This window comes from Frankia sp. QA3 (genome assembly GCF_000262465.1).
Classification (GTDB): Bacteria; Actinomycetota; Actinomycetes; order Frankiales; family Frankiaceae; genus Frankia.
Map to the genome: position 1 here is coordinate 3,763,718 of NZ_CM001489.1, position 25,750 is coordinate 3,789,467.

Here is a 25,750-nt window from a genome sequence, read left to right on the forward strand (position 1 = left end):
AGCGCCCACCGCCGGCGGTGGGGCCGGCGGTGCCACGCGGGGGTGGCGGCCGGGTGTCCCGCAGCTCGCCATGGGGCTGGTGCTGGTACTCATCGCCGCGGACATGTCGCCGCTGTTCCGCGGCGAGTTCGTCGAGCCGCTGCTCAAACGTCCCGAGAAGGTCCCCGCGTACGAGACTCAGGTCGCCCGGGCACTCGACGCCGGCGACGACGGCTCGCGGGTGCTGGAGCTGCCCGGAGCCGACTTCTCGCACTACCGCTGGGGCAGCACCCTCGACCCGGTCAGCGAGGGGCTGATGGACCGGCCGCTGGTCCTGCGTGAGCTCATCCCGTACGGCGAGGCCGGCACCGTCGACCTGGTCCGCTCGCTGGACCGCCGGATCCAGGAGGGCGTGCTGGAGACCTCCGCCGTGCCGGACCTGGCGCGGCTGATGGGCGTCGGCGACGTGATGCTGCGCAGCAACCTCGCCTACGAGCGTTACCGCACCCCGCGGCCCCGCTCGACGTGGGACCTGCTCACCTCGACCCGGCCGGCGGGGCTTGGCGCGCCGCGGACCTTCGGACCGCCGGTGGCCGAGGACCCGGGGATCCCCTTCACCGACGAGATCACACTCGGCACGAAGACCACGGTGCCCGATCCCCCGGCGCTGGCCGTCTTCCCCGTCTCGGGTACCCAGCCGATCGTGCGCACCGCCACCACCGCCCGGCCGTTGCTGGTCAGCGGCAACGGGGAGGCGCTGGTCGACGCGGCCGCCTCCGGGCTGCTCGCCGAGCCCGTCGCGTCCGGGCGGGCGATCCTCTACGCCCCCGAGCTGGCCAGCAAGCCTGGCGAGCTGAAGCAGGCCCTCGACGACGGCGCCGACCTGCTCGTCAGTGACACCAACCGGCTGCGGGCCGAGCGCTGGACGGGGGTCCGGGAGAACTTCGGCTACGTCGAGCAGCCCGGCGTCGCCCCGCTGACGAGGGACCCGAACGACAACCGGCTGCCGCTGTTCCCCGACGAGACGACCGCCAACGAGACGACGCTGACCCTGCACGCCCCCGGCACCCCGGCGAAGATCGCCGCGGTGACGGCGTCGGCCTACGGCAACTCCTTCGCCTACGGCCCCTGGGACCGGCCGGTGCGCGGCATCGACGGCGACATCAACACCGCCTGGCGGGTCGGCGCCTTCACCGACCCGACCGGCGAGGCCTGGCAGACGACGCTGGCCGCGCCGACCACGACCGACCACGTCCGGCTCACCCAGCCGCTGTCCGGGCCCCGCAACCGGTGGATCACCCGGGTGACGCTGACCTTCGACGGCGGCTCCCCCGTCACCGTCGACCTCAGCCCGTCGTCGCGTACCGAGCTGGGCCAGGTCGTCAGCTTCCCGGCCCGCACGTTCCGCACCCTGCACATCCAGGTCGACGCGACGAACTACGGCCGCCAGCGCAGCTACGACAACGTCTCCGCCGTCGGTTTCGCGGAGGTCGAGATCCCCGGCGCGGACGGCAAGGCGCTGACCGCCGACGAGGTACTGCGGATGCCGAGCGACAGCCTCGACGCCGCCGGCGCCTCCTCCCTCGGCCACCGCCTGGCCCTGCAGATGTCGCGGGACCGGGCCAACCCGGCCGAACCGTTCAAGCAGGACACCGAGGAGATCATCAGCCGGTCGTTCGCGCTTCCGACGGCGCGGACGTTCGCGCTGACCGGTACGGCGCGGATCTCCGCGTACTCCGCCGACGACCACATCGACCGCCTGCTCGGGCGGCCGTCGAACCTTCCGGTCGTGGCCTCCTCCGGCCGGCTGCCCGGTTCGATCGCGGCGCGGTCGTCGAGCGCCTTCGACGGCGACATCACCACGGCGTGGAGCCCCGGCATCGGCGATCCCGAGGGCGGCTGGCTCCAGGTCGTCTCGCCGACGCCGATCACCACCTCCTCGGTGACGATGTCCCTCGTCGCCGACGGCCGGCACTCGGTGCCGACCCGGATCGGACTGGTGGTCGACGGCCAGGTCGTCGGCTCGGTCGGCGTGCCGCCGGTCACCGACACCTCCCAGCGGGGCGGTACCCGACAGGTGACCCTGACCTTCCCGGCCGTCACCGGCAGCACCTGGCGGTTCGTCGTCGACGACGCGCGCACCGTCAAGAGCATCGACCCGATCAGCCGGTCGCCGCTGTCGATGCCGGTGGGGATCGCCGAGATCGGGCTGCCGGGCCTGGCCAGCGGCGTCACCGAGGCCGCGGGCACGGGCACGGGCGCGGGCGCGGGCCAGAGCGCCACCGGTACCCAGGGCACGGCGGCCGGTACTCAGGGCACGGCCGGCGTCGGGGGCGGGAGCGCCGGGGCGGCCTCGGCCCTGCTGCCGGCGCAGCTGCCGGGGACCTGCCGGGACGACCTGCTGAGCATCGACGGCCACCCGGTCGACCTGCGGATCGACGGTTCCACCTCCGACGCGGTGAACCGCCTCGGCCTGCGGGTCTCCACCTGCGGCGGGGCGCTCACGCTCGGCCCCGGCGAGCATGTGATCAGGACCGGGGACGGCGCCGAGCTGGGCATGGACATCGACCGCCTCCTGCTCGCCTCGGATGCCGGCGGCGGCCCCTGGCTGGGCGCCGGCGACGCCGGCGCGGCCACCGGTGCGCCGACGGCGACCGGCACCGCGACCACCGGCACCGCTGCGGGAGGCACCCCGGCCGGCTCGGCGGCGGCCGGGACGGCGCCGCGGATCACCGTCCAGTCCTCGGCCGCGACGTCGTTCACCGCGCAGGTCACGGGGGCCCAGCCGGGGACACCGTTCTGGCTGGTGCTCGGGGAGAGCCTGTCCCGCGGTTGGAAGGCGACGGTGAACGGCGCCGACGCGGGCGAACCGCGGCTGGTCGACGGCTACGCCAACGGCTGGCGGATCACCCCGACGGCCGCGGCGTTCACCGTGACCCTGACCTGGGCGCCGCAGCAGATCGTCCGGTACTCGTTGGTGCTCTCGGCGGTGACGGTCGTGTTCTTCCTGGCCCTGCTGCTGCTCACCACCCGCCGCTCGCGACGGCGGGTGGCGGCGGCGCACGCGGCGGGGGCGGCCGTGCCCGGACCGGACCTGCCGACGGTCGAGGCCTGGTCGATCCGCCCGGCGCGGGTCGACCGGCGGACGGCGGCGTACGCGGCGGTGGGTGCCGGGCTGCTCGCCACGGTCCTCGTCTCGGTGAGTGCCGGGATCGTCGTCGCCCTGGCCACCGTGATCGCGCTGCTCGCGCCGCGGGGCAGGTGGCTGACCCGGGTCGGGCCGGCGGTCTGCCTGGCGGTCAGTGCCCTGTACGTGCTGGAGGTCCAGACCCGCCATTCGCTGCCGACGAACGGTGACTGGGTGGAGGCGTTCGGACGGGTCGCGACGGTGTCGTGGCTCGCGGTGCTGCTGCTGGCCACGGATCAGCTCGTCGCGGTGCTCCAGGGCCGGCGCCGGGCCGCGGCCGGGTCGCCGACGCAACCACTCGCCGGGCCGAGCGGGACGGAGGCCACCGCCGACACCCACTGATGACCGCGATGCGGCAGGTCCCGACGTAGCGGCATGCCCACCACCTGGCATCCCGGTGCTCCTGCAACAGTGTTGCAGGAGCACATTCGTCCCGGTTATGGTCGTGCCTGCCCGGCCGGCAGGACACCACCCGAGGTCGGTAACGGGGCGTCACAAGGGGGCATGCCATGGCCACGCAGGTCGCCGCTGGAACAGAACGGAACCTGCGGGCCCGGGTGGGCGGTGCGCTCGACCGGCGGGAGTGGACGACGGTCGCTGCCATGGCCGCCGTCATCGTCGGCCTGCACGTCGTCGGCTGGATCCTGCTGACCGCGGTCATCGCGCCGCACCACTACCGGTTCGGCGCCGACGGCCAGGTGTTCGGCGTCGGCCTCGGGGTCACCGCCTACACCCTCGGCCTTCGCCACGCGTTCGACGCCGACCACATCGCCGCGATCGACAACACCACCCGCAAGCTCATGACGGACGGTCGGCGGCCGCTGTCCGTCGGGTTCTTCTTCTCCCTCGGCCACTCGACGATCGTGTTCGCGCTGGCCATCCTGTTCGGCATCGGGGTGCGCTCGCTGGCCGGCCAGGTCTCCGACGACGGGTCGACCCTGCATGACGTCACCGGCTGGATCGGGACCACCGTCTCCGGCGGATTCCTTTACCTCATCGCCGGAATCAACCTCGTCGTACTCGTCGGCATCGTGGCGGTGTTCCGCGACATGCGCCGCGGACTCGTGGACGAGGCGGCGCTGGAGGAGCGGCTGAACTCCCGCGGGTTCGCGAACCGCCTGCTCGGCCGCTTCACGCGGGCGATCACCCGGCCGTGGCAGATGTATCCGCTCGGGCTGCTGTTCGGTCTGGGTTTCGACACCGCGACGGAGGTCGCGCTGCTGTTCCTCGCCGCGGGTGCCGCCGGCAGCGGGCTGCCCTGGTACGCCATCCTCGTGCTGCCGGTCCTCTTCGCCGCCGGGATGAGCCTGCTGGACACGATCGACGGTTCGTTCATGAACTTCGCCTACGGCTGGGCCTTCTCCAAGCCGGTCCGCAAGGCGTACTACAACATCACCATCACGGGCCTGTCGGTCGCGGTCGCGTTCCTCATCGGCACCGTCGAGCTGCTCGGCATCCTCGCCGAGAAGGCGCATCTGTCGGGTGGTTTCTGGGACTGGGTCTCGGGGCTCGACCTGAACGTCGTCGGCTACTTCATCGTCGGCCTGTTCGTCGCCACCTGGGCGGTGAGCCTGCTGGTGTGGAAGGTCGGCCGCATCGAGGAGAGGTGGACGGCGGCGGGGCCCGAGCGCGGCCAGCCCGAGCCGATGGCCTGAGCGGGTCACCACGGCGAACCCGCCCGGGTCAGCCCGACCCCGCATACGCATCGTCACCAGCGTGGCCCACCCTCGCGGGTGAGTCCGCCCCTTCGGTCGCCTTTTACCCGGACATCGCGGACCCGCTCGACACGCGGAGCCCATCCGTTTCACCACGGAGAGTAATTATGATCTTACTCTCTGCCTAGTATCCCCCCTGTTAGCGACTGGCCACGACCGACGTACGTCGATTCCGAGGACCGATTGCATCAGGCGGGGGAATGACTCGAACAGTGCAGGCAAGGCCGCCCATGGGACGCCACCGGCGGGAAACCCGGACATGGGGTCCGAGCAGGGCCCGGGCGACAGGGAAAACGGCGGGGAAATTTCGGAGGACGCGTCGACGGGGAATCCGCCGATGGCTTCTTCTCGTCATTCTCTGCATCGCCCCGCTATTTCTGTTGGGAGGACGGATAAACCCGGCGCTCGCGGTCTTCGAGCAGACGGGATCAATTGAGGACGACAGCCGTCAGATCAGCTATGTGAACGTGTGGACCACCTGCGGTGGATGTGCGCCGCCCACGGACAACAGCAGCTACCGCTACTCGGTCGCCGCGGGGTCGACGGTCGGGATCCGGTTCATCGGTGCCCAGATCGACATCTACGGCATCCGGTCCCCGCAGGGCGGGATCATCACGGTGAGCATCGACGGGCAGGCCCCCTACGCCGTCAACACCTTCGCCCCGCTGCCCAACAAGGCGCTGCTCTACCGCTCGTCGGTGCTCAGCGACGGGCCGCACACCGCCTTCGTCGTCAACGTCGGCCGGTCCGCGGGCGGGTCGACGGGCACCTGGGTCGGTTTCGACAAGGCCGACACGTTCCGCGAGGTCACCCCGACGGCTCCGCCCACGACACCGCCGACGGGGCCGAACCGCTCCGGACTGCCGTGGCTGTCGGGAGTCAACGGGGATCCGATCATGGTGCCGGCCAACGTCGACGGTTTCTGCGCCGACCGCGGCAGCCCCTGCGACCTCTCCCACGTCTTCGTCAGCCGCAACAGCTGGCAGAACATGGTTGCCCCGTCCTGGACACAACAGAACTTCGCCGGGTGGCCGGGTCGGCTGGTCATCTCCGTGCCGCCGTTCCCGGAGAACATCGGGGCCTCCCTGGAGACGTGCGCGACGGGGGCATACGACACCTACTGGCGGCAGTTCGGCAACACCCTGAACTCGACCCGCCGGCAGAACTCCATCATCCGGATCGCGTGGGAGGGCAACGGCGACTGGTACCAGTGGTCCGGGCGGAACCCGACCGCGTACGTCAACTGCTGGCGTAAGGTCGCCGACGCCATCCGGTCGACGGCGAATCCCGATCCGCTGCTCGACTGGTCCATCAACGCCCACTACTCCCAGAACCCGCCGAGCCACAACCCGCTGGACCTCTATCCGGGTGACCAGTGGGTCGATCTGATCGGTATCGATGCCTACGACCACTACCCGCCGTCGCGGACACTTGGGGAGTTCAACAAGCAGGCGAACGAGACCGGCGGCATCACCTGGCTGTACAACTTCGCCCGCCAGCACGGGAAACTTTTCGGCGTCGGGGAATGGGGCGTGGTCAGCGGTCGCGACGACGACGGCGCCGGCGACAACCCGAGCTACATCCAGTTCATGTGGGACTGGATGCGGGAACGGGCCGGCAAGGGGTTCTACTACGAGAACTACTACAACACCTGCGAGCCCCCCAACGTCGGATCGAACCTCTATCGACCGTTGGACACCGAGCACTGCCTGTTCAAGAACAACCAGTCCGCGGCCCGTTACAGCGCCCTGTGGTGACGCGTGAGGCTGCTCGGGCCGTCCCGCCGCCCCCCGGCGACGGTCCCTCCGGCGACTGTCGCTGACGACGACCGGGTGTCGGAAACGGGGCCGGTGCGGCGGGATCCCTTCCCGCCGCACCGCCCTCCCCGTCCCCCGGGCTCGTTTCCCTTGGTGCGGACGGCTGCGGCGGGTCAGGGGGTCGCGGAGTCGGGGGCGGGCGGGGGGCCGGCGGTCCCGGCGGGTCGACCGAGCAGGGCGGCGAGGCGGTCCAGCTCGGCCTCCGGGTCGCCGGTCAGGCCGGTATGGACGGGCGAGGTCTGCACGACGGTGCTGCGCGGCGCGGTCAGCCAGCGGAACCGCTCGCCGGCGGTAAGCCGCCCGGCCGGGCCGGCCTGCTCGCCGCCGCAGCAGACCGCACGAAACGCCGCCAGATGGGCGACGACGACGGCCGGGTCGAGGTAGGGGTCGAGGACGCCCAGGCGCCCCTCGTCGAGCCGGCAGCGCAGGTCCAGGTAACGGGAGCGCTGGCAGTACAGCATCACGCCGACGTTGACGAACTCGCCCCGCTCCACCCGCGGGACGATCCGGATCACCGCGTATTCGAACAGCTCACGCATCGCGGTTGTCCGGAGCGGCCGTCCCACCGGTACGCAACCAGTCCCCGGCGCGCAGCCAGTCCGGCCGCCCCGACCTTCCCGCCCCCGAGCCACCCGCCCCGCCCGAGCCAGCACCGACCCGGCGGCGGGCTATCGCGGCCGCCGCCCGGGCGCCCGGAGCCATCTCGGCGACCGGGCGCGCCTCGGCCAACGCCGCGGTGACCGCGTCGCGCCAGGACGGGCGGGCCGCGACCCGTTCCAGCAGCCAGCCGACGTAGTCGGCGCGCGGGACGTCCAGCCAGGCGTCGGGCACCCGGGCGAGAACCGCGGTCAGCAGCTCCGCGTCGATCCGCGGGGCCAGCGCGGCGTCGGCGGCGGCGAACGTCGCGGGTTCGGCGGCCACGACCGGCAGGACCACATGGTCGGCGACGCCGGGCAGCACCCGGCCGACCGTCGCGGCCGCGCTCGCCCAGTCGTGATGGGGGTACAGGGCGGCGCCGTGGTCGATCAACCACAGCCGCCCGCCCCAGACCAGCAGATTCGGGTTGCGCCAGGACCGGTCGACGTTCAGCGTCAGGGCGTCGAGCCAGAGCACCCGAGCGGCGGTCTCGGGCGTGACGTCGAAAGCCAGCGGATCGTAGGTGATGGACCCAGGCAGGTAGTCCATGCCGAGGTTGAGCCCGGCGCTGGCCCGCAGCAGGTCCTGGACCTCCTGGTCCGGCTCGGTGCGGCCGAGCTCGGGGTCGACGTCGATGAGGACGAGCTCGGGCATCGGGAGCCCGAGCTCGCGGGCGAGCTCGCCGACGATCACCTCGGCGACCAGCGCCTTCGGCCCCTGCCCGGCGCCGCTGAACTTCACGACCCAGGTGCCGAGGTCATCGCCCTCCATCAGGCCGGGCAGGCTCCCGCCCTCCCGCAGCGGCGTCGCGTACCGCACCGCCGTGACGTGTCGCAACATCCCGCCAGTCTGCCCGAGTCGCCGCTCCGCCCGAGCCGCCCACCTGCCTGTCGACCACCGCCGTCCAGCCACCGGCCCGGACCAGCCACCGGCCCGAACCAGCCACGCCGCGGCGACGGCGGGCAACGGGGTCAGCGGGGGTGGACCGCCCAGGCCGCGGCGGGCGTTGCGGTGACGGCGGACAGCGGGGGTGCCGCCGCCCGCCGGCCTGGTTCCGGGCGGCTGCCGGCGGGCGCGTCCCAGGCGGCCCCCGAGGCGGCGGGCGGGGTCGTCGCCCCGCTGAGGCCGGGCATGAGGAACCAGACGTCGGCGCCGGGCCCGGACGCCAGCCCCACCTGCTCCGGCCGGAAGTCGCGGCCGCGCAACCCCGGGTAGTCGTGCTCGACCACGTCGTCGAAGAGCTCGCCGGACACGGCGAGGGCGAGATCGACACTCGGATGACGCCGCAGCTCGGATCGTAACGCGGCACAGTCGCGCAGTGCGGCGACCTTCACCACCGCCCGCCCGGAGAAACCCGATTCGTCGAGGTAGGTGATTCCCTGGTGCAGCGCCACCCGCAGGCGCACCCGTTCCGTCTGCGGCACCCCGTCGTTCAGCCGGGCGATGATGGAACGCAGGGTGTCGACAAATGCCGCGACGAACCGCCCCTCGTCGATTCCGGGCGGCAGGAAAGCGATTTCCCCACCGCCCACGGCGGGCGGGTTCCAGTGCGCCCGGTCCAGGGCGGCGACGCGACCAAGCTCCTCGATGACGGCGCTCAGATCCCGCCGCCATCGCCGCGGCCGTAGTACACCGGGTATCTCGCCGGCGTCCCCGTCGATCTCCATCGCGACGCACAACCGCCGGATACCCGGTGGTCTTTCACTCACGCTGAACCTCCGCGGGTCGGAGCCGAGGGGGTTTCAGTGTCACCGGGGGGCGAGGACGGCCGCCCCGTATTCTCACGGGTTTGCGGCGAGCCGCAGCGCGTCGAGATCCTGGATCACCACGGCCCGGTAGCCGGTGGCGAGCACGCCCCGCTGGCGCAGGTCACGAAGCACCTTGTGGACCGTCGGCTCGGCGGCGCCCACGAGGGCGGCGAGCTCCGGCTGGGTGAGCGAGACCCCGACGGAACGGTGGCCACCCGACGACGAGCCGCCGTAGGCCCGCTCCAGCTCCAGGATCACCCGCGCCACCCGCACCGCGACCGAGCAGCCGCCGAACTCGACCCGCCGCCGGGTCGCCGAGCGCAGTTTCGCCCCGATCGTGCTGCTCAGCACCTGGTGCACGTCCGGCTGGCGGCGCAGGAACTCGACGAAGGCGTCCGCCCGGACGACCTTCGCGAGCACGGCGCCGGCCGCGGTCACGGTCGCCACCCGCGGTTCGGAATCGAGCCCGGCGAGCTCACCGACGAGGTCGCCCCCATGCCGGATCGCGAGCAGGGCGAACCCGCCGTTCTCGGTGGTGGCGGTAACCTTCACCCAGCCGTTGAGCAGCAGGACGACGAAGTTCGTGCGGTCGCCCTCGCGCATGACGACCTCTTCGCTCGTGTATTCACGATACGAACCGAGCCGTAGAATCTCCGCGCGACTTTCCGCCGACATCCGGCCGAGGACGCTCGCCGCCGGCCATTGCATCCGGCGCGGTCGCAGACCCCGGTCGGGCCCGCTTCCCACCGGTCCAGGCTCCTGCCACACGACGCCCCCTCGCCCACGCCAGCACGGCCGGCCGGCCGGCCGGCATCACCCCGAGCGCATCCGCGTATGCGCTTGCGCCGCCGTCATCGTGCCCGGCGACCGGCCGCGGGAGAGTCGTCACCGGACGTCCGGACCCGTCATCCAGATGCTGATCCAGCATACCGAGACAATTATCCGAACGAGTCATTCCAGGAACGCGAGGGTCGCGAGGGTGCAGATCGCCCGAATTGCGCAAAGACGGTCCGGGCCGGTTCACGTAACCGGCCCGGACCGCGAGCGGTCTCAGCCACGGTGCGGCATGAGTGCGCCGGCCGGGATGACGCCGAGCTTGCCCGCCTGGTAGTCCTCGACGGCCTGGATGAGTTCCGCGCGGGTGTTCATGACGAACGGCCCGTACGCCTCGACGTGCTCGCGGATCGGGCGCCCGCCCAGGAGCAGCACCTCCAGCGCCGGCGTCACCGCGTCCTGGCGCGCGTCGGCCGTCACGGTCACCAGATCCCCGGCGCCGAGGACGGCGAGCTGCCCGGCCTCGATCGGTCGGCCCGCCGGGCCGACCGTGCCGCGGCCGCCCAGGACGTAGGCGAGCGCGTTGAACTCCGGGTTCCAGGGGACGTGCATCCGAGCCCCGGGGCTCACCGTCGCGTGGACGACGGAGATCGGCGTGTGCGTCGAACCCGGGCCACGGTGCTCGCCCACCTCGCCCGCGATCACGCGCAGCAGCGCGCCGCCGTCCGGCGAGGAGACCAGCTCCACCTGCCCGGCCTCCAGGTTCTGGTAGCGCGGCGGGGTGAACTTGTCCCGGCCGGGGAGGTTCACCCACAGCTGGATGCCGTGGAACAGGCCCCCGCGCACGACCAGCTCCTCCGGCGGGGTCTCGATGTGCAGGATGCCCGCGCCGGCGGTCATCCACTGCGTCGCGCCGTCCGTGATGAGGCCGCCGCCGCCGTGCGAGTCCTGGTGCTGGAACGTGCCGTCGATCATGTAGGTGACGGTCTCGAAGCCGCGGTGCGGGTGCCACGGGGTGCCCTTGGGCTCGCCGGGGCCGTAGTCGACCGCGCCCATCTCGTCCATGTGGATGAACGGGTCGAGGTCGGTGAGCCGGACGCCGGCGAAGGCCCGACGGACCGGGAACCCCTCGCCTTCGAAGCCGGTCGGCGCGGTCGTGATCGTGCGCACCGGGCGGTCGACGGCACCGAGCGCGGGCTCGGCCAGCCGGGGCAGCCGGACGGTGTCGGCGGTGACGGCGGGCATGTCGTCCTCCTGGCTGTGCTTGCGGCCGCCCGGCGGGCCGGCCCTGGCGGGCCCGTCCCGGCGTCCTAGACAGTTGTACATGCAACTACCTGCCCCGCACAACCACGCCCCCGCGCCAATCCTTCCCGCCCCCGGCATCCTCGCCCGACCCGCGCAACCTCACCCGACCCACCCCGCCGCGACGCGCTCTCCTGCTTATCCAGAGGGATAAATCGGTCCCGAAACCCTCTGGATAAGCACGGCGGCGCTCGCGGCCAGCAGTCGAGCAGGGTCACGGGCGCCAGAGGTGTTCGCTCTGGGCGAGCAACCTCGGGAACAACGGTAGGCTGAGAGGACTTCAGTCCAAGTGACTCAACTTCCTCACGTGAGGGTGGACCACATGCCACAGATCCGGGTGTTGCCCGTCCTGCCGCTCGACGACGCCGTTGTTCTCCCCGGCATGGTCGTGTCCCTCGACATGTCCGACGAGCAGACCCGAGCCGCCGTGGACGCCGCCCGCGCCGGCGGATCAACCGGCTCCTCCGACGCCCGCGCGCCGGGGATCTCCAGCCGGGCCGCCGGCCGGCCGGCCGAGGTGCTGCTCGTCCCCCGCGTCGGCGGCGAGCTCGCCGAGGTCGCCGCGGTCGGGGTGATCGAGCAGGTCGGCCGGCTGCCGCGGGGCGGCTCGGCGGCGGTCGTGCGCGGCACGGCGCGAGCCCACGTCGGTGGCGTGCGGCCCGCCCCGGCCAGCCGCGATGCCGGCAATGCCGCTTCCGGCGACGACGCCGGGGCCGGTGTCGGTGTCGGCGTGCGGTGGGTGGACGCGGTCGTCGTCGACGACGACGCGGCCGCTCCGTTCGGCGCGCTCGACGACCCGGCCGGCACCGGCGCCGGTTCCCCGGCCGACGAGGCCGCCCGGGTGGAGAAGCTCGCCAAGGAGTACCGGGCGCTGGTCACGGACCTGCTGCGCCAGCGCGGCGCCTGGCAGGTCGTCGACTCGGTGTCCGCGATCACCGATCCCGCCACGCTCGCCGACACGGCCGGCTACGCCTCCTTCCTGACCACCGCGCAGAAGATCGAGCTGCTCGGCACGCCGGCGGTCGGCACCCGCCTGGAGCGGCTGCTGACCTGGACGAAGGAGCACCTGGCCGAGCTGGACGTCGCCGAGACGATCCGCCGCGACGTCCAGGAGGGCATGGATCGCCAGCAGCGCGAGTTCCTGCTGCGCCGCCAGCTCGAGGCCGTCCGCAAGGAGCTGGCCGAGCTGGATGGCTCGGACGGCGGCGCCGATGGCGCGAACAGCTCGGAGCCGGCCGCCTACCGGGCCCGGGTCGAGGCCGCGGACCTGCCCGAGAAGGTACGGGCGGCGGCCCTGAAGGAGGTCGACAAGCTGGAGCGCACGGCCGAGTCCTCGCCCGAGGGCGGCTGGATCCGCACCTGGCTCGACACCGTCCTCGACCTGCCGTGGAACGTCCGCGCCGAGGATTCCTACGACATCACCGCGGCCCGCGCCGTGCTCGACGCCGACCATGCCGGTCTCGACGACGTCAAGGACCGCATCATCGAGCATCTGGCGGTGCGCCGGCGGCGCGCGGACGCCGGTCTCGGGGTCGTCGGCGGCCGGCGCGGCGGCGCGGTGCTGGCGCTGGCCGGCCCGCCCGGCGTCGGCAAGACGTCGCTCGGCGAGTCGATCGCGCGGGCCATGGGCCGCTCGTTCGTCCGCGTGGCGCTCGGCGGCGTGCGCGACGAGGCCGAGATCCGCGGCCACCGGCGCACCTACGTCGGGGCGCTGCCCGGCCGCATCGTGCGGGCGATCCGCGAGGCCGGGTCGATGAACCCGGTGGTGCTGCTGGACGAGGTCGACAAGCTCGGCGCGGACTACCGGGGCGATCCGACGGCGGCACTGCTGGAGGTGCTCGACCCCGAGCAGAACCACACCTTCCGCGACCATTACCTGGAGGTGGAGCTGGACCTGTCCGACGTGCTGTTCCTGGCCACGGCGAACGTGCTGGAGGCCATCCCGGCGCCGTTGCTGGACCGGATGGAGCTCATCCGGCTCGACGGCTACACCGAGGACGAGAAGGTCGTCATCGCCCGCGACCACCTGCTGCGCCGCCAGCTCGACCGGGCGGGGCTGGCCGAGGGCGACGTGACCGTCGGCGACGACGCCCTGCACGCGCTGGCCGGGGAGTACACCCGCGAGGCCGGCGTTCGCGACCTGGAGCGCTCGCTCGCCCGCCTGCTGCGCAAGGTCGTCGCCCGGGTGGCCCTCGGCGGGGCCACGCTGCCGGTCTCGATCGACGTCGGGGACCTGCCCGGCTACCTCGGCCGGCCCCGGCACACGCCGGAGTCGGCGGAGCGCACGGCCCTGCCCGGGGTCGCCACGGGCCTGGCGGTCACGGGCGCCGGCGGCGACGTGCTGTTCGTCGAGGCGTCCCTGGCCGACCCGGAGACGGGCGGCGCGGGCATCACGCTGACCGGCCAGCTCGGCGACGTGATGAAGGAATCGGCGCAGATCGCCCTGTCCTACCTGCGCTCGCACGGTGTGGAGCTGGAGCTGCCCGTCGGCGACCTCGCCGACCGCGGCGTGCACGTGCACGTCCCCGCGGGCGCCGTGCCGAAGGACGGGCCCAGCGCCGGGGTGACGATGACAACGGCGCTCGCGTCACTGCTGTCCGGCCGGCCGGTCCGGGCGGACGTGGCGATGACCGGCGAGGTGTCGCTGACCGGGCGGGTGCTGCCGATCGGCGGGGTGAAGCAGAAGCTGCTCGCCGCGCACCGGGCCGGGCTCACCACCGTGCTGCTGCCCCAGCGCAACGGGCCGGACCTCGACGACGTGCCCGCGCCGGTGCGCGACGCGCTCACCGTCCACCTGGTGACCGACGTCCGGGAGGTGCTCGACCTGGCGCTGGAGCCCGCGTTCGACGCCGGCCACGACGGCCGGTCGCCGGGGCGCGCCGGGCAGTCCCCCACGGCCCTGGCCGCCTGATCCCGGCCCGGCACTCCCGTGGGCCGGCCGGTGCCCCCAGGCGCCGGCCCGGCCCACGGGCGGCCCCACCGTGAGCAGGCAGATCGCGCTGACACGGACCGGCGTGACCGGACAGGATTGCATACGGCTTGCAAGCGACACGCCGCGGGCAAGGTAAACACCATGTGACGGGGACGCGCGAACCCCCGATCACGGCTACGGTCGGGACGTGGATAGTGGCCGCTGTCTTCGGCAGGAGCGCATCGCACAGCAGCGCATCCTGGGGCTCAGCCGACAAGGGGTGCGTCAACGACCGCGGGATAACCGCGGCCCGGCACGCCCGCCGAGCAGGCCACCCGGCCGGCGGCGGCGCACCCGCTGACGCCTCCCGTCCCGACGCCCGCCCGCCGGCCGTCGCTCGCACCGCCCCACGCCACGGGCCTTCCCGACCGGCGGCCCGTTCAACGCCCGCTCCCGGGCACCGCCCGTAGCCCGCCGCCCAACGGATGCCCGTCCGAGGCAAGGGCGCCGGTCAGCGCCGCGAACCGGCCCATTAGAGTGATCCGATCCCCATGGGCCGGCGTGGCGGAGGGACCCGGACGACGTGGACACCCTCAGACGAGGCTGGATCGGCCTGGCGCTGTTCTTCGCGGCGCTGCTGCTCATGCCGGTCCTGGTCTTCGGGTACGACAAGGACCGGTCCGAGCCGCACCCGGTGGCCACAACCTCCCTCACCACCACAGATCCTCTCGACAGCCCCTCCCCACCGCGACCGACCGGCACGCCGCTCGTCTTCACCGGCATCCGCCCGGGTGAGCGGATCTCCGGCTTCCGGACCATCCAGGTGGAATCGGCCAGCTACGACGGCCCGCTGGAATACGTGCTCAACGGGCCGATCGCCCCGTTCCGGCGGGATTTGAGCCAGCCGCCCTACGTGTTCAACCCCCATGCCGGCGGCTGGCAGACCACCGAGGTACCGAACGGGGAGTACACCCTGACCGCCATCCCGACCGAGGTGGCCAACGATCAGATCTCCATCACGTTTACTGTAAGTAACGAAGCGGGTGTGGCCGGCTAACATCCGCCACCATTTACCCGACTACACCGTCCAGCTCCCGGGGGTGCGCGTGACGCTGCGAGCCGCAGACCCTAATGTCAGCGGGATGGATCGTCTGGTGTGGATCGACTGCGAGATGACGGGCCTGGATGCCGCGTCGGATCTGCTACTGGAAGTGGCCTGCCTGGTTACGGACAGCGAGCTAAACATCCTCGACGAGGGCATCGACCTGGTCATCTCGGCGCCAGACGAGGCGCTGGAGGCGATGGTGCCCGTCGTCCGCGAGATGCACCAGACCTCCGGCCTGACCGCCGCTGTCCGCGCCTCCACGCTGCCCCTGGCGGACGCGGAGGCACAGGTCCTCGACTACGTCCGCGCCCGCGTGCCGGAGGTGCGCAAGGCGCCGCTGTGCGGCAACTCGATCGCCACCGACCGCACCTTCCTCGCCCGCCACATGCCGTCGTTGGACGCCCACCTCCACTACCGCATGATCGACGTCTCGTCGATCAAGGAACTGGCCCGGCGCTGGTACGTGCGGACGTACTACGCGGCGCCGGTCAAGCGCGGCGGCCACCGGGCGCTGGCCGACATCCAGGAGAGCATCGAGGAGCTGCGCTACTACCGACAGGCGCTGTTCGTGCCGCAGCCCGGCCCCGGCACCGAGCAGGCGCGGGCGATCGCGGCCGAGGTCCGCGGCCAGACCGACGCCATCCTCGCCGCGCTCTCCGCCGGCCGCCCCGCCCCCCTCGCAACCACTCCCCCCGGCGCCGCCGCGGCGGGCGGCGACCCCTCGTCGACCACCCCGGGCCGCGCGAACGCAACGTGACGCCGACATCACCGGCAACCCCCCTGCCCACGACGCGACATCGACCGGTACGATGGCTTCGCTCGGTGAGACGCTCCAGGCGGCGCACTCGGGATCTGCACCGGTAGGGGTTCACCGGCGCGGCCCGGCCAGTCGTGCCAGGTGTGGTCATCGGTCATGGTGGGTGTAGCTCAGCTGGTAGAGCACCGGGTTGTGGTCCCGGTGGTCGCGGGTTCAAGTCCCGTCACCCACCCCAGCGCAGCAGCCGTCCTATCAGGGCCGATGGTCCGGTAGCACGGTGCGGGCATCGGCAGCGACGCGCGGCGCAGAACAAGTGCGCGGGACGCATCACCCGTCGGGTCGGACACCAGGTCCGCCGTCGGACGGGTGGGCGCCGCCGCGCAGGCAACCAGGTCCAACGTGCGAGAGATGACCGCTTCGATCAGCGCCCGGTCTGCGTCGTCGAAGCCTCGGACCGCGCCCGTGGTGGACGCCTGAGCCCGGGTCAGTCCAGGTACATCCGGAAGCCGGCCGCCGAGGGGTCAAAGCCGACCGTCTTGTAGAAAAGATGCGCCTCGCTGCGGTCGTTGCGGGACAGGAGCTGGATCTTGTAGCAACCGGCGGATCGCGCGGCACGTACGACATCGGTCATCAGTTCTTGGCCGACGCCCAGGCGCCGGCTGCCGTGGTCGACGACGACGTTCTCGACGATCGCCCAGGGCCGTCCGTCATGGGTCAGGTTGGGGACGATCATCAGGTCGGCCGTACCGACCACCTGGCCACCCGTCTCCGCGACGGTCAACCGTCGCGCCGGATCGCCGAGGATCCGCGCAAGGACCGGCCCGGCGGTGGTCATGTCGGTGGGTAGCGACCCGGGCGGGAACCGGGCAAGCTGCCGGTAGAGCTCGAGCAGCGCCGGCAGGTCATCGGTTGTTGCGAGGCGGATGCGTAGCTTGTCCACGGCATCGATCCTGGCCGCCCCCACAGCCCGGGATCAAGGTGCCCCCTTCGGAGGCCACGCGTCGTGCTACCAAGGACGTCACTCGATGTCGAACAGGCCCTGGCGCACCGCGTACATGACGGCCTCCATCCGCGAGTGCAGCTGGAGCTTGTCCAGGATGTTGCGCACGTGGTTCTTGACCGTGTTCTCGCTGATGAACAGCTTGCGGGCGATCTCGCGGTTGGCGCGGCCCTCCGCGACGAGCTTGAGCACCTCGAGTTCGCGGGCGGTCAGGTGCGGGGCGTGCGCGCGGGGGCGGTCCTCGGTGCCGCGGGCCATCGTGGCGAACTCGACCATCAGCTTCGACGCCATCGACGGGCTGATCAGACTCTGCCCGTTGTGCACGGCGCGGACGGCGTCGGCCACCTCGTGCGGCGGAATCGACTTGAGCAGGTACCCGACGGCACCCGCCTTGATCGCCTCGAACAGGTCGGACTCCTCGTCCGACACGGTGAGCATGACGATCCGGGTGCGCGGCACCGCTCGCTTGATCGCCCCGGCAGCGGCGATCCCGTCCCGGCCGGGCATGCGGACGTCCATCAGCACGATGTCCGGCGAGGTGCCGGAGGCCAGGGTCAGCGCCTCCTGACCGTCGCCGGCGCGGCCGACGACGCTGATGTCCTCCTCGATCTCCAGGACCGTCTGCAGGCCCTGAAGAAAAAGCTCATGATCGTCTACTACGAGGACCCGGATCGGTACGGAGCCCTCGACGGAGTCGGCTTCAGCGGCCGACGGCGGCACGACACTGGCCGTCATCACACATCCGGGAATCAGGATCGAATCGTCCGGGCGACGACGCGGACGCGTACGAAAGATGGTTCGGACACCCTTCCACTCTACGTGATGAAGTGCACACCCGAGGTCGTGACAGCGTCCGAGTGACGCCTGCGTCTCCCCCCATTAACGCATCCGACATGCCGGAAATAATACGCGGTGAACCCTGCCTGCCACCCCATATCGCCGGCTTCGGCACCGGAACGGCAGCGGTTTCGGCCGGTCAGGGGGATGTCGCCCGACCGGGAGCGCCACGGCCGGGCGCGAGCAAGATCACGCCAAATCGGACGATCCCCGTCCGGGTAGCGGAATGAGCGCTCACCAAGCCAATTTATCGGCCGTCAATCGGGCAACATGGTTATCCGCGGGCAATCGAATTATCGGATGTACGGTATACGTCACTAGTCTGCTGGCGCGCGCGGCGGATGAGCGTCAATCTCATGTGTATGGCCGCGACCATCAGCACCCCTCAGCCGCGACTCCACATCAAGCCGGGTACGACCTGGTCCGAAGCGTTCGCCCGATGCCACGAGATCGCCCCGGAGGCGTTCGACTCCGACCGCCTGCTCAACCTGTGGGGCGGCGAGTGGCGCCGCACCGGCACTCCCCTGCACAGCCACTCCCCCGTCGACGGCTCGCCGATCGCCGGGCCGCCCATGCTTGACCAGGACGAGGCACACGAGGCGATCAGGGCCGCCCTCGACGACCACAAGGAGTGGCGCGACGTAGCGCTGGCCGAGCGCAAGGCCCGGGTCCGCGCCGCGGTCGACGCCATGGACGCCCACCGCGAGCTGCTGGCACTGCTGCTCGTCTGGGAGATCGGCAAGCCCTGGCGCCTCGCCCTCACCGACGTCGACCGCGCCCTGGACGGGGTCCGCTGGTACCTCGACGAGATCGACGGCATGATCGCCGGCCGCGGCCCGCTGCCCGGCCCGGTCAGCAACATCGCGAGCTGGAACTACCCGATGAGCGTGCTCATGCACGCCATGCTGGTCCAGATCCTCGCCGGCAACGGCACGATCGCGAAGACCCCGACCGACGGCGGCGCCGCCTGCCTGACCCTGGCCAGCGCCCTGGCCCGCCGGGAGGGCCTGCCGGTCTCGCTGGTCTCGGGATCGGGTTCGCGGCTGTCCTCGGCGCTGGTGCGCGCCCCGGAGATCGGCTGCCTGGCCTTCGTCGGCGGCCGCTCGGCCGGCGGGCAGGTCGCCGCCGCGCTGGTCGACACCGGAAAGCGCCACTTCCTCGAGCAGGAGGGGCTCAACGCCTGGGGCATCTGGGACTTCTCCCAGTGGGACACCCTCGCCGCCCATCTGCGCAAGGGCTTCGAGTACGGCAAGCAGCGCTGCACCGCCTACCCGCGCTACGTCGTCCAGCGCCAGCTGTTCGACCGTTTCCTCGAGATGTACCTGCCGGTGGTCTCGGGGGTCCGGTTCGGCCACCCGCTGGCCGTCGCCGACGACGCCGACCCGCTGCCCGAGTTGGACTACGGCCCCGTCATCACCACCGACAAGGCCACGGAGCTCGCCGCCAAGGTCGACGAGGCGATCACGAAGGGCGGCGTGCCGCTCTACCGCGGTGACATCGCCGACGGCCGGTTCATCCCCGGGCAGGACACTTCCGCCTACGTCCCGCCGGTGGCGATCCTGCACCCGCCCGCCTCCAGCGCGCTGCACCACGCCGAGCCGTTCGGGCCGGTCGACACGATCGTCGTCGTCGACTCCGAGGCCGAGCTGCTGGCGGCCATGAACGCCTCCAACGGCGCGCTGGTCGCGTCCCTGGCCTGCGACGACGAGTCGTACGCCCGCCGGCTCGCCGGGGAGCTGCAGGCGTTCAAGGTCGGCGTCAACAAGCCGCGTTCGCGCGGCGACCGCGACGAGCCGTTCGGCGGGCGCGGCGCGTCCTGGAAGGGCGCGTTCGTCGGCGGCGCCCACCTCGTCCGGGCCGTCACCGTCGGACCCGACCCCGACGAGCGCCTCGTCGGCAACTTCCCCAGCTACTCCCTCTACCCCGAGGTCTGAGCGGCAGCCTCGAGGTCCGGCGACTACCGGGGAGCCGGCCGGGGGGCGCCCCTCCAGGCCGGTTCCCGGCGGTTGAGCCATCGTCCGACTACTGGAAGCGGACGACCACCGAGCCGACCGGACCCGTTCCTCTACGCTGGGCGGGTGATGATCTGTATCCGGCGGCTGTGCGTCGACATCCGGCCCGGTCGCGGCCGGACCGGAGTCCGAGGGGTTGCGGCGCCGTGATGGCTGCCGCTGCGAGGGCCGAACGGTTCCGCGATCTGCACCGGCCCGGGGCGCCGCTGATCATGCCGAATGCCTGGGACGCGGGGACGGCTCGGGTGCTCGCCGCGGTCGGCGCTCAGGCGGTGGGCACGACGAGCAGCGGGTTCGCCGGCACCCTCGGCCGACTCGACCGCTCGGTGACCCGCGACGAGGCGCTCGGGCACGCCGCCGCGCTTGTCGCGGCGGTGGACGTGCCCGTCTCCGCCGATCTGGAGAACGGTTTCGGCGCCGAGCCGGCCGCCGTCGCGGCGACGGTGCGGGCGGCGGTGGTCGCGGGGCTCGCCGGGTGCTCGATCGAGGACTTCACCGGTGGCCGGCAGGGCTCGATCCACGACGTCGGCCTGGCCACCGAGCGGATCGCCGCCGCGGTCGAGGCGGCGGCCGGGCGGCTCGTGCTCACCGCCCGCGCCGAGAACCACCTGCACGGCCGGGACGACCTCGCCGACACGATCGACCGGTTGCAGCGCTACCAGCAGGCCGGCGCGGACGTCCTCTACGCCCCGGGGCTGCGCCGCGCGGCGGACATCCGCGGCCTGCTGGCGGAGCTGGACCGTCCGGTCAACGTCCTGCTGATGCCGGGCGGGCCGGGCGTGGCGGAGCTGGCCGAGCTCGGCGCCGCCCGGATCTCGACCGGTGGCGCGCTCGCCGTCGCCGCCTTGGGCGCGCTCGGCCGGTCGGTCCAGGAGCTGCTCGACGGGGCGGCCCCGTCGTTCTGGCCGGACGCCGAGGCGGGGCGTGGGATCGTCCGCTCCTGGTAGGCGGTCAGCGCTCGGAGGTGGGCAGTCCGTGTTCGGCGAGGGGGCCGAGGCGCAGGCCGGCGTCGTCGCAGCGGGCGGCGATCTCCGGCAGGGCGCCGAGCGCGCTGCGCCAGGCGCCGGGCGCCGAGGTGCAGTCGCAGTCGTGCAGCAGCACGGTGGCGCCGCCGCGCAGGTCGGGGGCGAGGGTGTCCAGGACGCTGCGCGGGGTCGCCTCGGCCGTCCAGTCCCGACCCCACGCCGACCACAGCACCGGCGTCAGCTCCAGCTCGCGGGCGGCGACGAGCAGTCCGGCGGACAGGATGCCGTGCGGCGGCCGGACGAAACGCGGAGCGCGGCCGGTGACCTCGGCGACCAGGTCGCGGGTGCGCACGAGCTGGTCGCGGGTCGAGCGCGGGCCGCGCAGCAGCATCGGGCGGTGGTCCCAGCCGTGCACGGCGAGCTCGTGCCCGGCGGCGACCATCTCCCGGGCCAGGGCCGGTGAGCCCGCCAGCAGGCTGCCGAGGACGAAGAACGTCGCCTGGACGTCGAGCTCGGCGAGCACGTCGAGGAACTGGGGGGTCGAGACGGGGTCGGGCCCGTCGTCGAAGGTGAGCGCGACGTGGTCGGCGGCGCCGACCCCGGCGAGGGTCGGGGTGACCCGCAGCCGCAGCCGGCGCAGGGTCGCCAGCGACGGCAGGCCGTAGGTGAGCCCTGCCGTGGCACTCAGCGCCACCGCAGTGCGGGCGGCGCGGCGTCCCACTGTGGACCCGCGCGTCGTGACGGACCGCGTCATGACGCCAAACTCTGCCACACGTGCCGCCGTGCCCCCAGCGCGACCCAACTGCCGGCCCGATATGTCAGGACCGGCCGCGTGCGGCCCCGATCGGCATACATTCCTTCCACGCAGACGTGTCGACGGCAGCCGCCGGTGGCGGTCGGCCGTCGCCGCCCCGACCCGCGGAAGGCCCATGACCCTGGCCCCGACCCTGCAGAAGGGCGCGAACACCCCCGTCCCCGCCGGGGTGCTGCGCGTCGCGGTCTCCTGGGCGCCGGGTCGGGCGGTGGACGTCTGCGCCGTCCTCGTCACCGACGAGGAGCGGGCCCGCTCCGATGGCGACTTCGTGTTCTTCAACGCGCCGAGCCACCCCTCGGGCGCGGTCGCCCTGACGGCCGCGGGCCCCGGGACAGCCGGCCTGGTGGTGACGCTACCCCGGGTGGAGCCGGCGGTGAGCCGGATCGTGATCGCCGGGTCGCTGGACGCGGGGACCTTCGCCGAGCTGGCCGGCCTCGCCGTCGAGCTGACCGACCAGGCCGGGGGGCCGGTGGCCCGGTTCGTCGCGGAACCCGACGAGCCGGTCACGGCGCTGGTGTTCGGGGAGCTCTACCGCCGGGCGGGCGGCTGGCGGTTCCGCGCCGTCGCCCAGGGCTGGGACAGCGGCCTCGCCGGCCTCGCCCGCAGCTTCGGCATCAACGTCCGCGACGACGACCCCACCGGCGACGACCCCACCAGTTCCTACCCGGCCAGCTCCGACCCGGCCAGCTCCGACGTCACCGGCAACGACCCGACCGGTTACGACCCGACCGGTTACGACCCGACCGGTGAGGAGCCCACGCAGGTGCTGCCCGAAGTCGACACGGACACCACTCCCGACGCCGAGGCCGAGATCGAGGCGGAGATCGAGGCCGAGATCGAGGTCGAGGCGCCATCGAGCTCGCCGCGTCCGGCGAGACGGATCCGGGCCGACTGGTACCCCGATCCGGTGCGCCCGGACCACATGCGCTGGTGGGACGGGGAGCGTTGGCAGGGTCCGCCCACGCCGATCCTCACGGAGTCGGACGCGAGGTGCGGACGGTGCGGCGCGCGCAAGCGGTGGCGGCTGCTCGGCGGGCCACCGGCCTGCGAGGAGTGCGCGCAGGCGATCCGGGCGTACCTGTGGGACTGGCGCGCCCGGGTGGTGTCGTCGCTGACGCGGGACGACCCGACCGGCGCCGACCTCGAACCGCTGTGGGACGACCTGCGCTACCAGCGGATTCCGGAGTCGGCGGGCTGGGAGATCGTCCAGGCCGTCGGGCAGGCGCACCTGGAGCGGCTGACGGCGTTCGCGTTCGCCGACGGGGTGATCGAGCAGGACGAGGTCGACCGGATCGAGGCGGCGGCGCGGCGGCTGCGCCTGGCCGGCCCGGGTCTGGACGCGCTGCGCCACCGCCTGGCCCGCGGCCTGGAGCTGACCCGGATCGGCGCCGGCGAGCTGCCCCGGCTGCCCGCGGGTTCCCTGCACCTCGAACTCGACGAGATCGTGCACCTCGACGTGGCTGCCACCCTGGTCCAGCAGGCGGCGGCCGGCCCCCGGCACGCCCCTGGTCGGCTGCTGGCCACCAACCGCAAGCTGCGTTTCCTCGGCGAGACCGGGCGGGGCGCCGAGCTCGGCCTGTCGAAGATCGTCGAGGTCGAGGCGCGGGGCGGGTGCGTCGACCTCGCCGCCACCACCACCCGCGGCTCGGGCAGCTACCTTGTGGACGACCCGCAGTACGTCGCGGCGGTGCTGGCCGGGATCCTGCGGGTCGCCCGGCGCCAGGTCATCGCGCCGGGCAGTCGGGCGAGCCGGGCGATCCCGCAGGCGGTGAAGGCGGAGGTGTGGCGGCGCGACGGCGGGGTGTGCGTCGAGTGCGGCGGCGGCGAGCACCTGGAGTTCGACCACGTGATCCCGTTCAGCCGCGGCGGCGCGTCCAGCGTCAACAACCTGCAGTTGCTGTGCCGGCGGTGCAACCGCGCCAAGGGCGCGCGGATCTGACGGCGCCCGCGGGCGAGCAGGACACGACGGACGGTCACCGTCGGCTGGCGGCTGGCGGGAAATCGGTTGACTCGCCGGGAATGGCGGTTGCATCCCGGGGGAAGGGCTCGGTGAGCGGATCCATGGCACAGGCGGGAGATGCGTCGGCGGTGGGGGCGAGTGACGCGGTGGGGGCGAGTGACGCGGTGACAATGAGTGCCGCAGTGGCAGGGGGTGCCGCAGTGGCAGGGGGTGCCGCAGTGGTGGGGAGTGGCGGCACGACTGCGGCGCCGGGCGTGTTACCGGTTCCGGTCGCCCCGCCGGCGCCGGAGACCCTGCCGGCGCAGCCGACGCCGACCGTCCCGCCCGCCGGGGACGGCGAGCCGGGCGGGCCAGCCGGGTCCGCGGCGGACAGCACGGCGGTGCTCGCGGTCTGGTTCCTGACGTCCGAGGAGCGCGGCAATCCGAGCACGGACCTGGACCGGCGCCATCCCGACGGCCGGCCGTGGACCACCGGCAACCTCGTCGTGCCGCTCGTGCACGGCCGGGACTACTTCACCCGCCTGTTGGAGACCGTCGAGGGACTCGGCGACGGCGACCTGCTGCTGTTCACCGACTGGCGCGGCGACCTCGACCAGCGCCTGGACGGCGCCGGCTCCGAGGTTGGCGAGGTGCTGGGCCGGGCGGCCCGGCGCGGGGTGACCGTCCGCGGTCTGATGTGGCGTTCCCATCTGGAGCTGCTGTCGTTCAGCTCGAAACCGAACCGGCTGCTCGCGGAGCAGCTCACCAGCTCCGGCGCGCAGGTCGTGCTTGATCACCGGGTGCGCCGTGGCGGCTCGCACCACCAGAAACTGGTGATTGCGCGCCCCGGCGGCGAGCCGGCGGCCGGTGTGGCCTTCGCCGGCGGGATCGACCTGTGCTACAACCGGCGCGACGACGCGGCCCACGCGGGCGACCCGCAGAGCCAGCCGATGGCCGCCCCCTACGGCGACGCCCCGCCCTGGCATGACATCCAGGTCGAGGTGCGCGGGCCGGCCGTCGGCGACCTGGAGCACACCTTCCGCGAACGGTGGGACGACCCGTCGAGCCTGGACAACCCGAACCCACTGCGGCGGCTGTTCTACCGGATCCGCCCGGTGGCGACCCGGACCGACGAGCTGCCGCCCCAGCAGCCCGATCCGCCGGCGGCCGGCCCGCACAACGTCCAGATCCTGCGGACCTACCCCCGCAAGCTACGCCCGCCCTACCCGTTCGCCCGCGCCGGCGAACGCTCGATCGCCCGCGCTTACCAGAAGGTGCTCCGCCGCGCCCGTCGGCTGATCTACCTGGAGGACCAGTACATGTGGTCCACCGAGGTCGCCCGGCTGTTCGCCGACGCGCTGCGCCGCTCCCCGGAGCTGTATCTGATCATCGTGGTGCCGCGCCATCCCACCCAGGGCGGGCGGTTCTCGCTGCCACCGAACCTGGTCGGCCGGGAGCAGGCGCTGGAGCTGTGCCGGGCGGCCGGCGGCGACCGGGTCGGGGTGTACGACGTCGAGAACCATGCCGGCACCCCCGTCTACGTGCACTCCAAGGCGGTGACGGTCGACGACGTGTGGGCGTCGGTGGGCTCGGACAACCTCAACCGCCGGTCGTGGACGCACGACAGCGAGCTGGCCGTCGCGACGATCGACGACACGCTGGATCCGCGCGAGCCGCGCGATCCGGCCGGGTTGGGGGACGGCGCCCGGGTCTTCGCCCGCGACCTGCGGCTGCGGCTGTGGCGCGAGCACCTGGACTGGGAGGGCCCGGACGACGAGCTGCTCGACCCGGAGACCGGCTTCGCGGCGTTTCGCGCCCGCGCCGAGGACCTGGCCGCCTGGCATGCCGGCGGGCGGGTCGGGGACCGGCCGCCGGGTCGGGTCCGTCCGCACAGCCCGGCCCGGCTGAGCCGCCTGAGCCGGGCCTGGTCCGGCCCGCTGTACCACTCGGTCTACGACCCCGACGGCCGGCCGCACCGGATGCGCGCCGCGGGCGAGTGGTGACGGCCACCCACGCCATCCACGCCACCCGTGCCACCCACGTGCCACCCAGAGCACACCCAACGGAGCGGTAGATACGCGACTAGTGCTGCGATCGCGCCGGCCGGTAGGCACCATGGAGGGATGTCGGTCGATGCCCGCCCGGCATCGGAATCGCGGCATGCCCGCCCGCGGTATGCCCGCCCGGCGCGGGATCCGCGGCGCGGCGGGCGGGCGGTGCCAGGAGGGCGCCGCGGGCGGGGCGCATCGAGG

18 protein-coding genes and 1 tRNA gene are annotated in these 25,750 nt (G+C 72.9%); 11 read left to right on the forward strand and 8 right to left on the reverse strand.

The annotated features are described in order from the left end of the window. From FRAQA3DRAFT_RS38270 to FRAQA3DRAFT_RS15490, 3 genes are all read left to right on the forward strand, one after another. On the forward strand, window positions 1-3,508 hold a 3,508-nt coding region (locus tag FRAQA3DRAFT_RS38270; RefSeq protein ID WP_009739972.1), incomplete at its 5' end, for an alpha-(1->3)-arabinofuranosyltransferase family protein. 167 nt (window positions 3,509-3,675) lie between these two features. Beyond that, on the forward strand, window positions 3,676-4,821 hold the full coding sequence (locus FRAQA3DRAFT_RS15485; protein ID WP_009739973.1) for a HoxN/HupN/NixA family nickel/cobalt transporter: 1,146 nt from the start codon (window positions 3,676-3,678) through the stop codon (window positions 4,819-4,821). A gap of 440 nt (window positions 4,822-5,261) precedes the next feature. Then, a complete protein-coding gene (locus FRAQA3DRAFT_RS15490) occupies window positions 5,262-6,638 on the forward strand; it encodes a glycoside hydrolase family 26 protein (protein WP_232292069.1) in 1,377 nt (458 codons plus the stop codon). A 173-nt stretch (window positions 6,639-6,811) separates the two neighbouring features. On the opposite strand, the gene FRAQA3DRAFT_RS15495 is transcribed toward FRAQA3DRAFT_RS15490, so the two are convergent. From FRAQA3DRAFT_RS15495 to FRAQA3DRAFT_RS15515, 5 genes are all read right to left on the reverse strand, one after another. Then, window positions 6,812-7,237: a DUF3037 domain-containing protein gene (locus FRAQA3DRAFT_RS15495; RefSeq protein ID WP_009739975.1), complete on the reverse strand. Its 426-nt coding sequence runs from the start codon at window positions 7,235-7,237 to the stop codon at window positions 6,812-6,814. After that, a complete protein-coding gene (locus FRAQA3DRAFT_RS15500) occupies window positions 7,230-8,174 on the reverse strand; it encodes a HipA family kinase (protein WP_009739976.1) in 945 nt (314 codons plus the stop codon). The genes FRAQA3DRAFT_RS15495 and FRAQA3DRAFT_RS15500 overlap by 8 nt, the downstream gene beginning before the upstream one ends. A 131-nt stretch (window positions 8,175-8,305) precedes the next feature. Then, window positions 8,306-9,043, reverse strand: a complete 738-nt coding sequence (locus FRAQA3DRAFT_RS15505; protein WP_009739977.1) for a hypothetical protein — start codon at window positions 9,041-9,043, stop codon at window positions 8,306-8,308. Between the two features lie 72 nt (window positions 9,044-9,115). Beyond that, a complete protein-coding gene (locus tag FRAQA3DRAFT_RS15510) occupies window positions 9,116-9,790 on the reverse strand; it encodes a Crp/Fnr family transcriptional regulator (protein ID WP_085950084.1) in 675 nt (224 codons plus the stop codon). Between the two features lie 342 nt (window positions 9,791-10,132). Further along, window positions 10,133-11,101, reverse strand: coding sequence for a pirin family protein (locus tag FRAQA3DRAFT_RS15515; protein ID WP_035921039.1), 969 nt, complete (start codon window positions 11,099-11,101; stop codon window positions 10,133-10,135). A gap of 379 nt (window positions 11,102-11,480) precedes the next feature. On the opposite strand from FRAQA3DRAFT_RS15515, the gene lon reads away from it, so the two are divergent. The 4 genes from lon (at window position 11,481) to FRAQA3DRAFT_RS15535 (ending at window position 16,166) form a co-directional block, all read left to right on the forward strand. Next, window positions 11,481-14,069: an endopeptidase La gene (lon, locus tag FRAQA3DRAFT_RS15520; protein WP_009739980.1), complete on the forward strand. Its 2,589-nt coding sequence runs from the start codon at window positions 11,481-11,483 to the stop codon at window positions 14,067-14,069. Window positions 14,070-14,652: 583 nt separating this feature from the next. Continuing rightward, the gene (locus tag FRAQA3DRAFT_RS15525) at window positions 14,653-15,126 is read left to right on the forward strand and encodes a hypothetical protein (RefSeq protein WP_009739981.1); all 474 of its coding nucleotides are present in this window, start codon (window positions 14,653-14,655) and stop codon (window positions 15,124-15,126) included. A gap of 85 nt (window positions 15,127-15,211) precedes the next feature. Continuing rightward, a complete protein-coding gene (gene orn, locus FRAQA3DRAFT_RS15530) occupies window positions 15,212-15,931 on the forward strand; it encodes an oligoribonuclease (protein ID WP_051054366.1) in 720 nt (239 codons plus the stop codon). A gap of 159 nt (window positions 15,932-16,090) precedes the next feature. Beyond that, window positions 16,091-16,166: transfer RNA gene (locus tag FRAQA3DRAFT_RS15535), tRNA-His, on the forward strand. Window positions 16,167-16,415: 249 nt separating this feature from the next. Here the strand turns inward: FRAQA3DRAFT_RS15535 and FRAQA3DRAFT_RS15540 are convergent. Both FRAQA3DRAFT_RS15540 and FRAQA3DRAFT_RS15545 read right to left on the reverse strand, forming a co-directional pair. Continuing rightward, window positions 16,416-16,871, reverse strand: coding sequence for a GNAT family N-acetyltransferase (locus FRAQA3DRAFT_RS15540; protein ID WP_009739983.1), 456 nt, complete (start codon window positions 16,869-16,871; stop codon window positions 16,416-16,418). 78 nt (window positions 16,872-16,949) lie between these two features. Further along, window positions 16,950-17,666 (reverse strand): response regulator transcription factor, encoded by a 717-nt coding sequence (locus tag FRAQA3DRAFT_RS15545; RefSeq protein WP_009739984.1) that lies wholly within the window; start codon window positions 17,664-17,666, stop codon window positions 16,950-16,952. Between the two features lie 464 nt (window positions 17,667-18,130). On the opposite strand from FRAQA3DRAFT_RS15545, the gene FRAQA3DRAFT_RS15550 reads away from it, so the two are divergent. Together FRAQA3DRAFT_RS15550 and FRAQA3DRAFT_RS15555 are read left to right on the forward strand one after the other, a co-directional pair. Next, a complete protein-coding gene (locus tag FRAQA3DRAFT_RS15550) occupies window positions 18,131-19,702 on the forward strand; it encodes an aldehyde dehydrogenase family protein (RefSeq protein WP_035921040.1) in 1,572 nt (523 codons plus the stop codon). 227 nt (window positions 19,703-19,929) lie between these two features. Continuing rightward, window positions 19,930-20,727 carry an isocitrate lyase/phosphoenolpyruvate mutase family protein gene (locus tag FRAQA3DRAFT_RS15555; protein WP_009739986.1) on the forward strand — a complete coding sequence of 266 codons (798 nt, stop codon included), beginning with the start codon at window positions 19,930-19,932 and terminating at the stop codon, window positions 20,725-20,727. 4 nt (window positions 20,728-20,731) lie between these two features. Here the strand turns inward: FRAQA3DRAFT_RS15555 and FRAQA3DRAFT_RS15560 are convergent, their stop codons facing one another. Next, complete coding sequence (locus tag FRAQA3DRAFT_RS15560) at window positions 20,732-21,499, reverse strand: polysaccharide deacetylase family protein (RefSeq protein WP_009739987.1); 768 nt, start codon at window positions 21,497-21,499, stop codon at window positions 20,732-20,734. 175 nt (window positions 21,500-21,674) lie between these two features. Here FRAQA3DRAFT_RS15560 and FRAQA3DRAFT_RS15565 point away from each other — a divergent pair, with 175 nt between their 5' ends. Together FRAQA3DRAFT_RS15565 and FRAQA3DRAFT_RS15570 are read left to right on the forward strand one after the other, a co-directional pair. After that, the gene (locus FRAQA3DRAFT_RS15565) at window positions 21,675-23,498 is read left to right on the forward strand and encodes a TerD family protein (protein ID WP_009739988.1); all 1,824 of its coding nucleotides are present in this window, start codon (window positions 21,675-21,677) and stop codon (window positions 23,496-23,498) included. Window positions 23,499-23,773: 275 nt separating this feature from the next. Next, entirely contained in the window at window positions 23,774-25,501 is a 1,728-nt protein-coding gene (locus tag FRAQA3DRAFT_RS15570) for a phospholipase D-like domain-containing protein (RefSeq protein WP_198287097.1), read from the forward strand. Window positions 25,502-25,750 lie beyond the last annotated feature (249 nt).

What these genes read in the sequence shown, in the direction of transcription:
- orn (WP_051054366.1), top strand. Translation starts at nt 15,212, where the DNA reads ATGGATCGTCTGGTGTGGATCGACTGCGAGATGACGGGCCTGGATGCC.
- FRAQA3DRAFT_RS15500 (WP_009739976.1), bottom strand. Translation starts at nt 8,174, where the DNA reads ATGTTGCGACACGTCACGGCGGTGCGGTACGCGACGCCGCTGCGGGAG.
- FRAQA3DRAFT_RS15510 (WP_085950084.1), bottom strand. Translation starts at nt 9,790, where the DNA reads ATGCAATGGCCGGCGGCGAGCGTCCTCGGCCGGATGTCGGCGGAAAGT.
- FRAQA3DRAFT_RS15545 (WP_009739984.1), bottom strand. Translation starts at nt 17,666, where the DNA reads ATGACGGCCAGTGTCGTGCCGCCGTCGGCCGCTGAAGCCGACTCCGTC.
- FRAQA3DRAFT_RS15565 (WP_009739988.1), top strand. Translation starts at nt 21,675, where the DNA reads ATGACCCTGGCCCCGACCCTGCAGAAGGGCGCGAACACCCCCGTCCCC.
- FRAQA3DRAFT_RS15550 (WP_035921040.1), top strand. Translation starts at nt 18,131, where the DNA reads ATGGCCGCGACCATCAGCACCCCTCAGCCGCGACTCCACATCAAGCCG.
- lon (WP_009739980.1), top strand. Translation starts at nt 11,481, where the DNA reads ATGCCACAGATCCGGGTGTTGCCCGTCCTGCCGCTCGACGACGCCGTT.
- FRAQA3DRAFT_RS15555 (WP_009739986.1), top strand. Translation starts at nt 19,930, where the DNA reads ATGGCTGCCGCTGCGAGGGCCGAACGGTTCCGCGATCTGCACCGGCCC.
- FRAQA3DRAFT_RS15515 (WP_035921039.1), bottom strand. Translation starts at nt 11,101, where the DNA reads ATGCCCGCCGTCACCGCCGACACCGTCCGGCTGCCCCGGCTGGCCGAG.
- FRAQA3DRAFT_RS15495 (WP_009739975.1), bottom strand. Translation starts at nt 7,237, where the DNA reads ATGCGTGAGCTGTTCGAATACGCGGTGATCCGGATCGTCCCGCGGGTG.
- FRAQA3DRAFT_RS15485 (WP_009739973.1), top strand. Translation starts at nt 3,676, where the DNA reads ATGGCCACGCAGGTCGCCGCTGGAACAGAACGGAACCTGCGGGCCCGG.
- FRAQA3DRAFT_RS15560 (WP_009739987.1), bottom strand. Translation starts at nt 21,499, where the DNA reads ATGACGCGGTCCGTCACGACGCGCGGGTCCACAGTGGGACGCCGCGCC.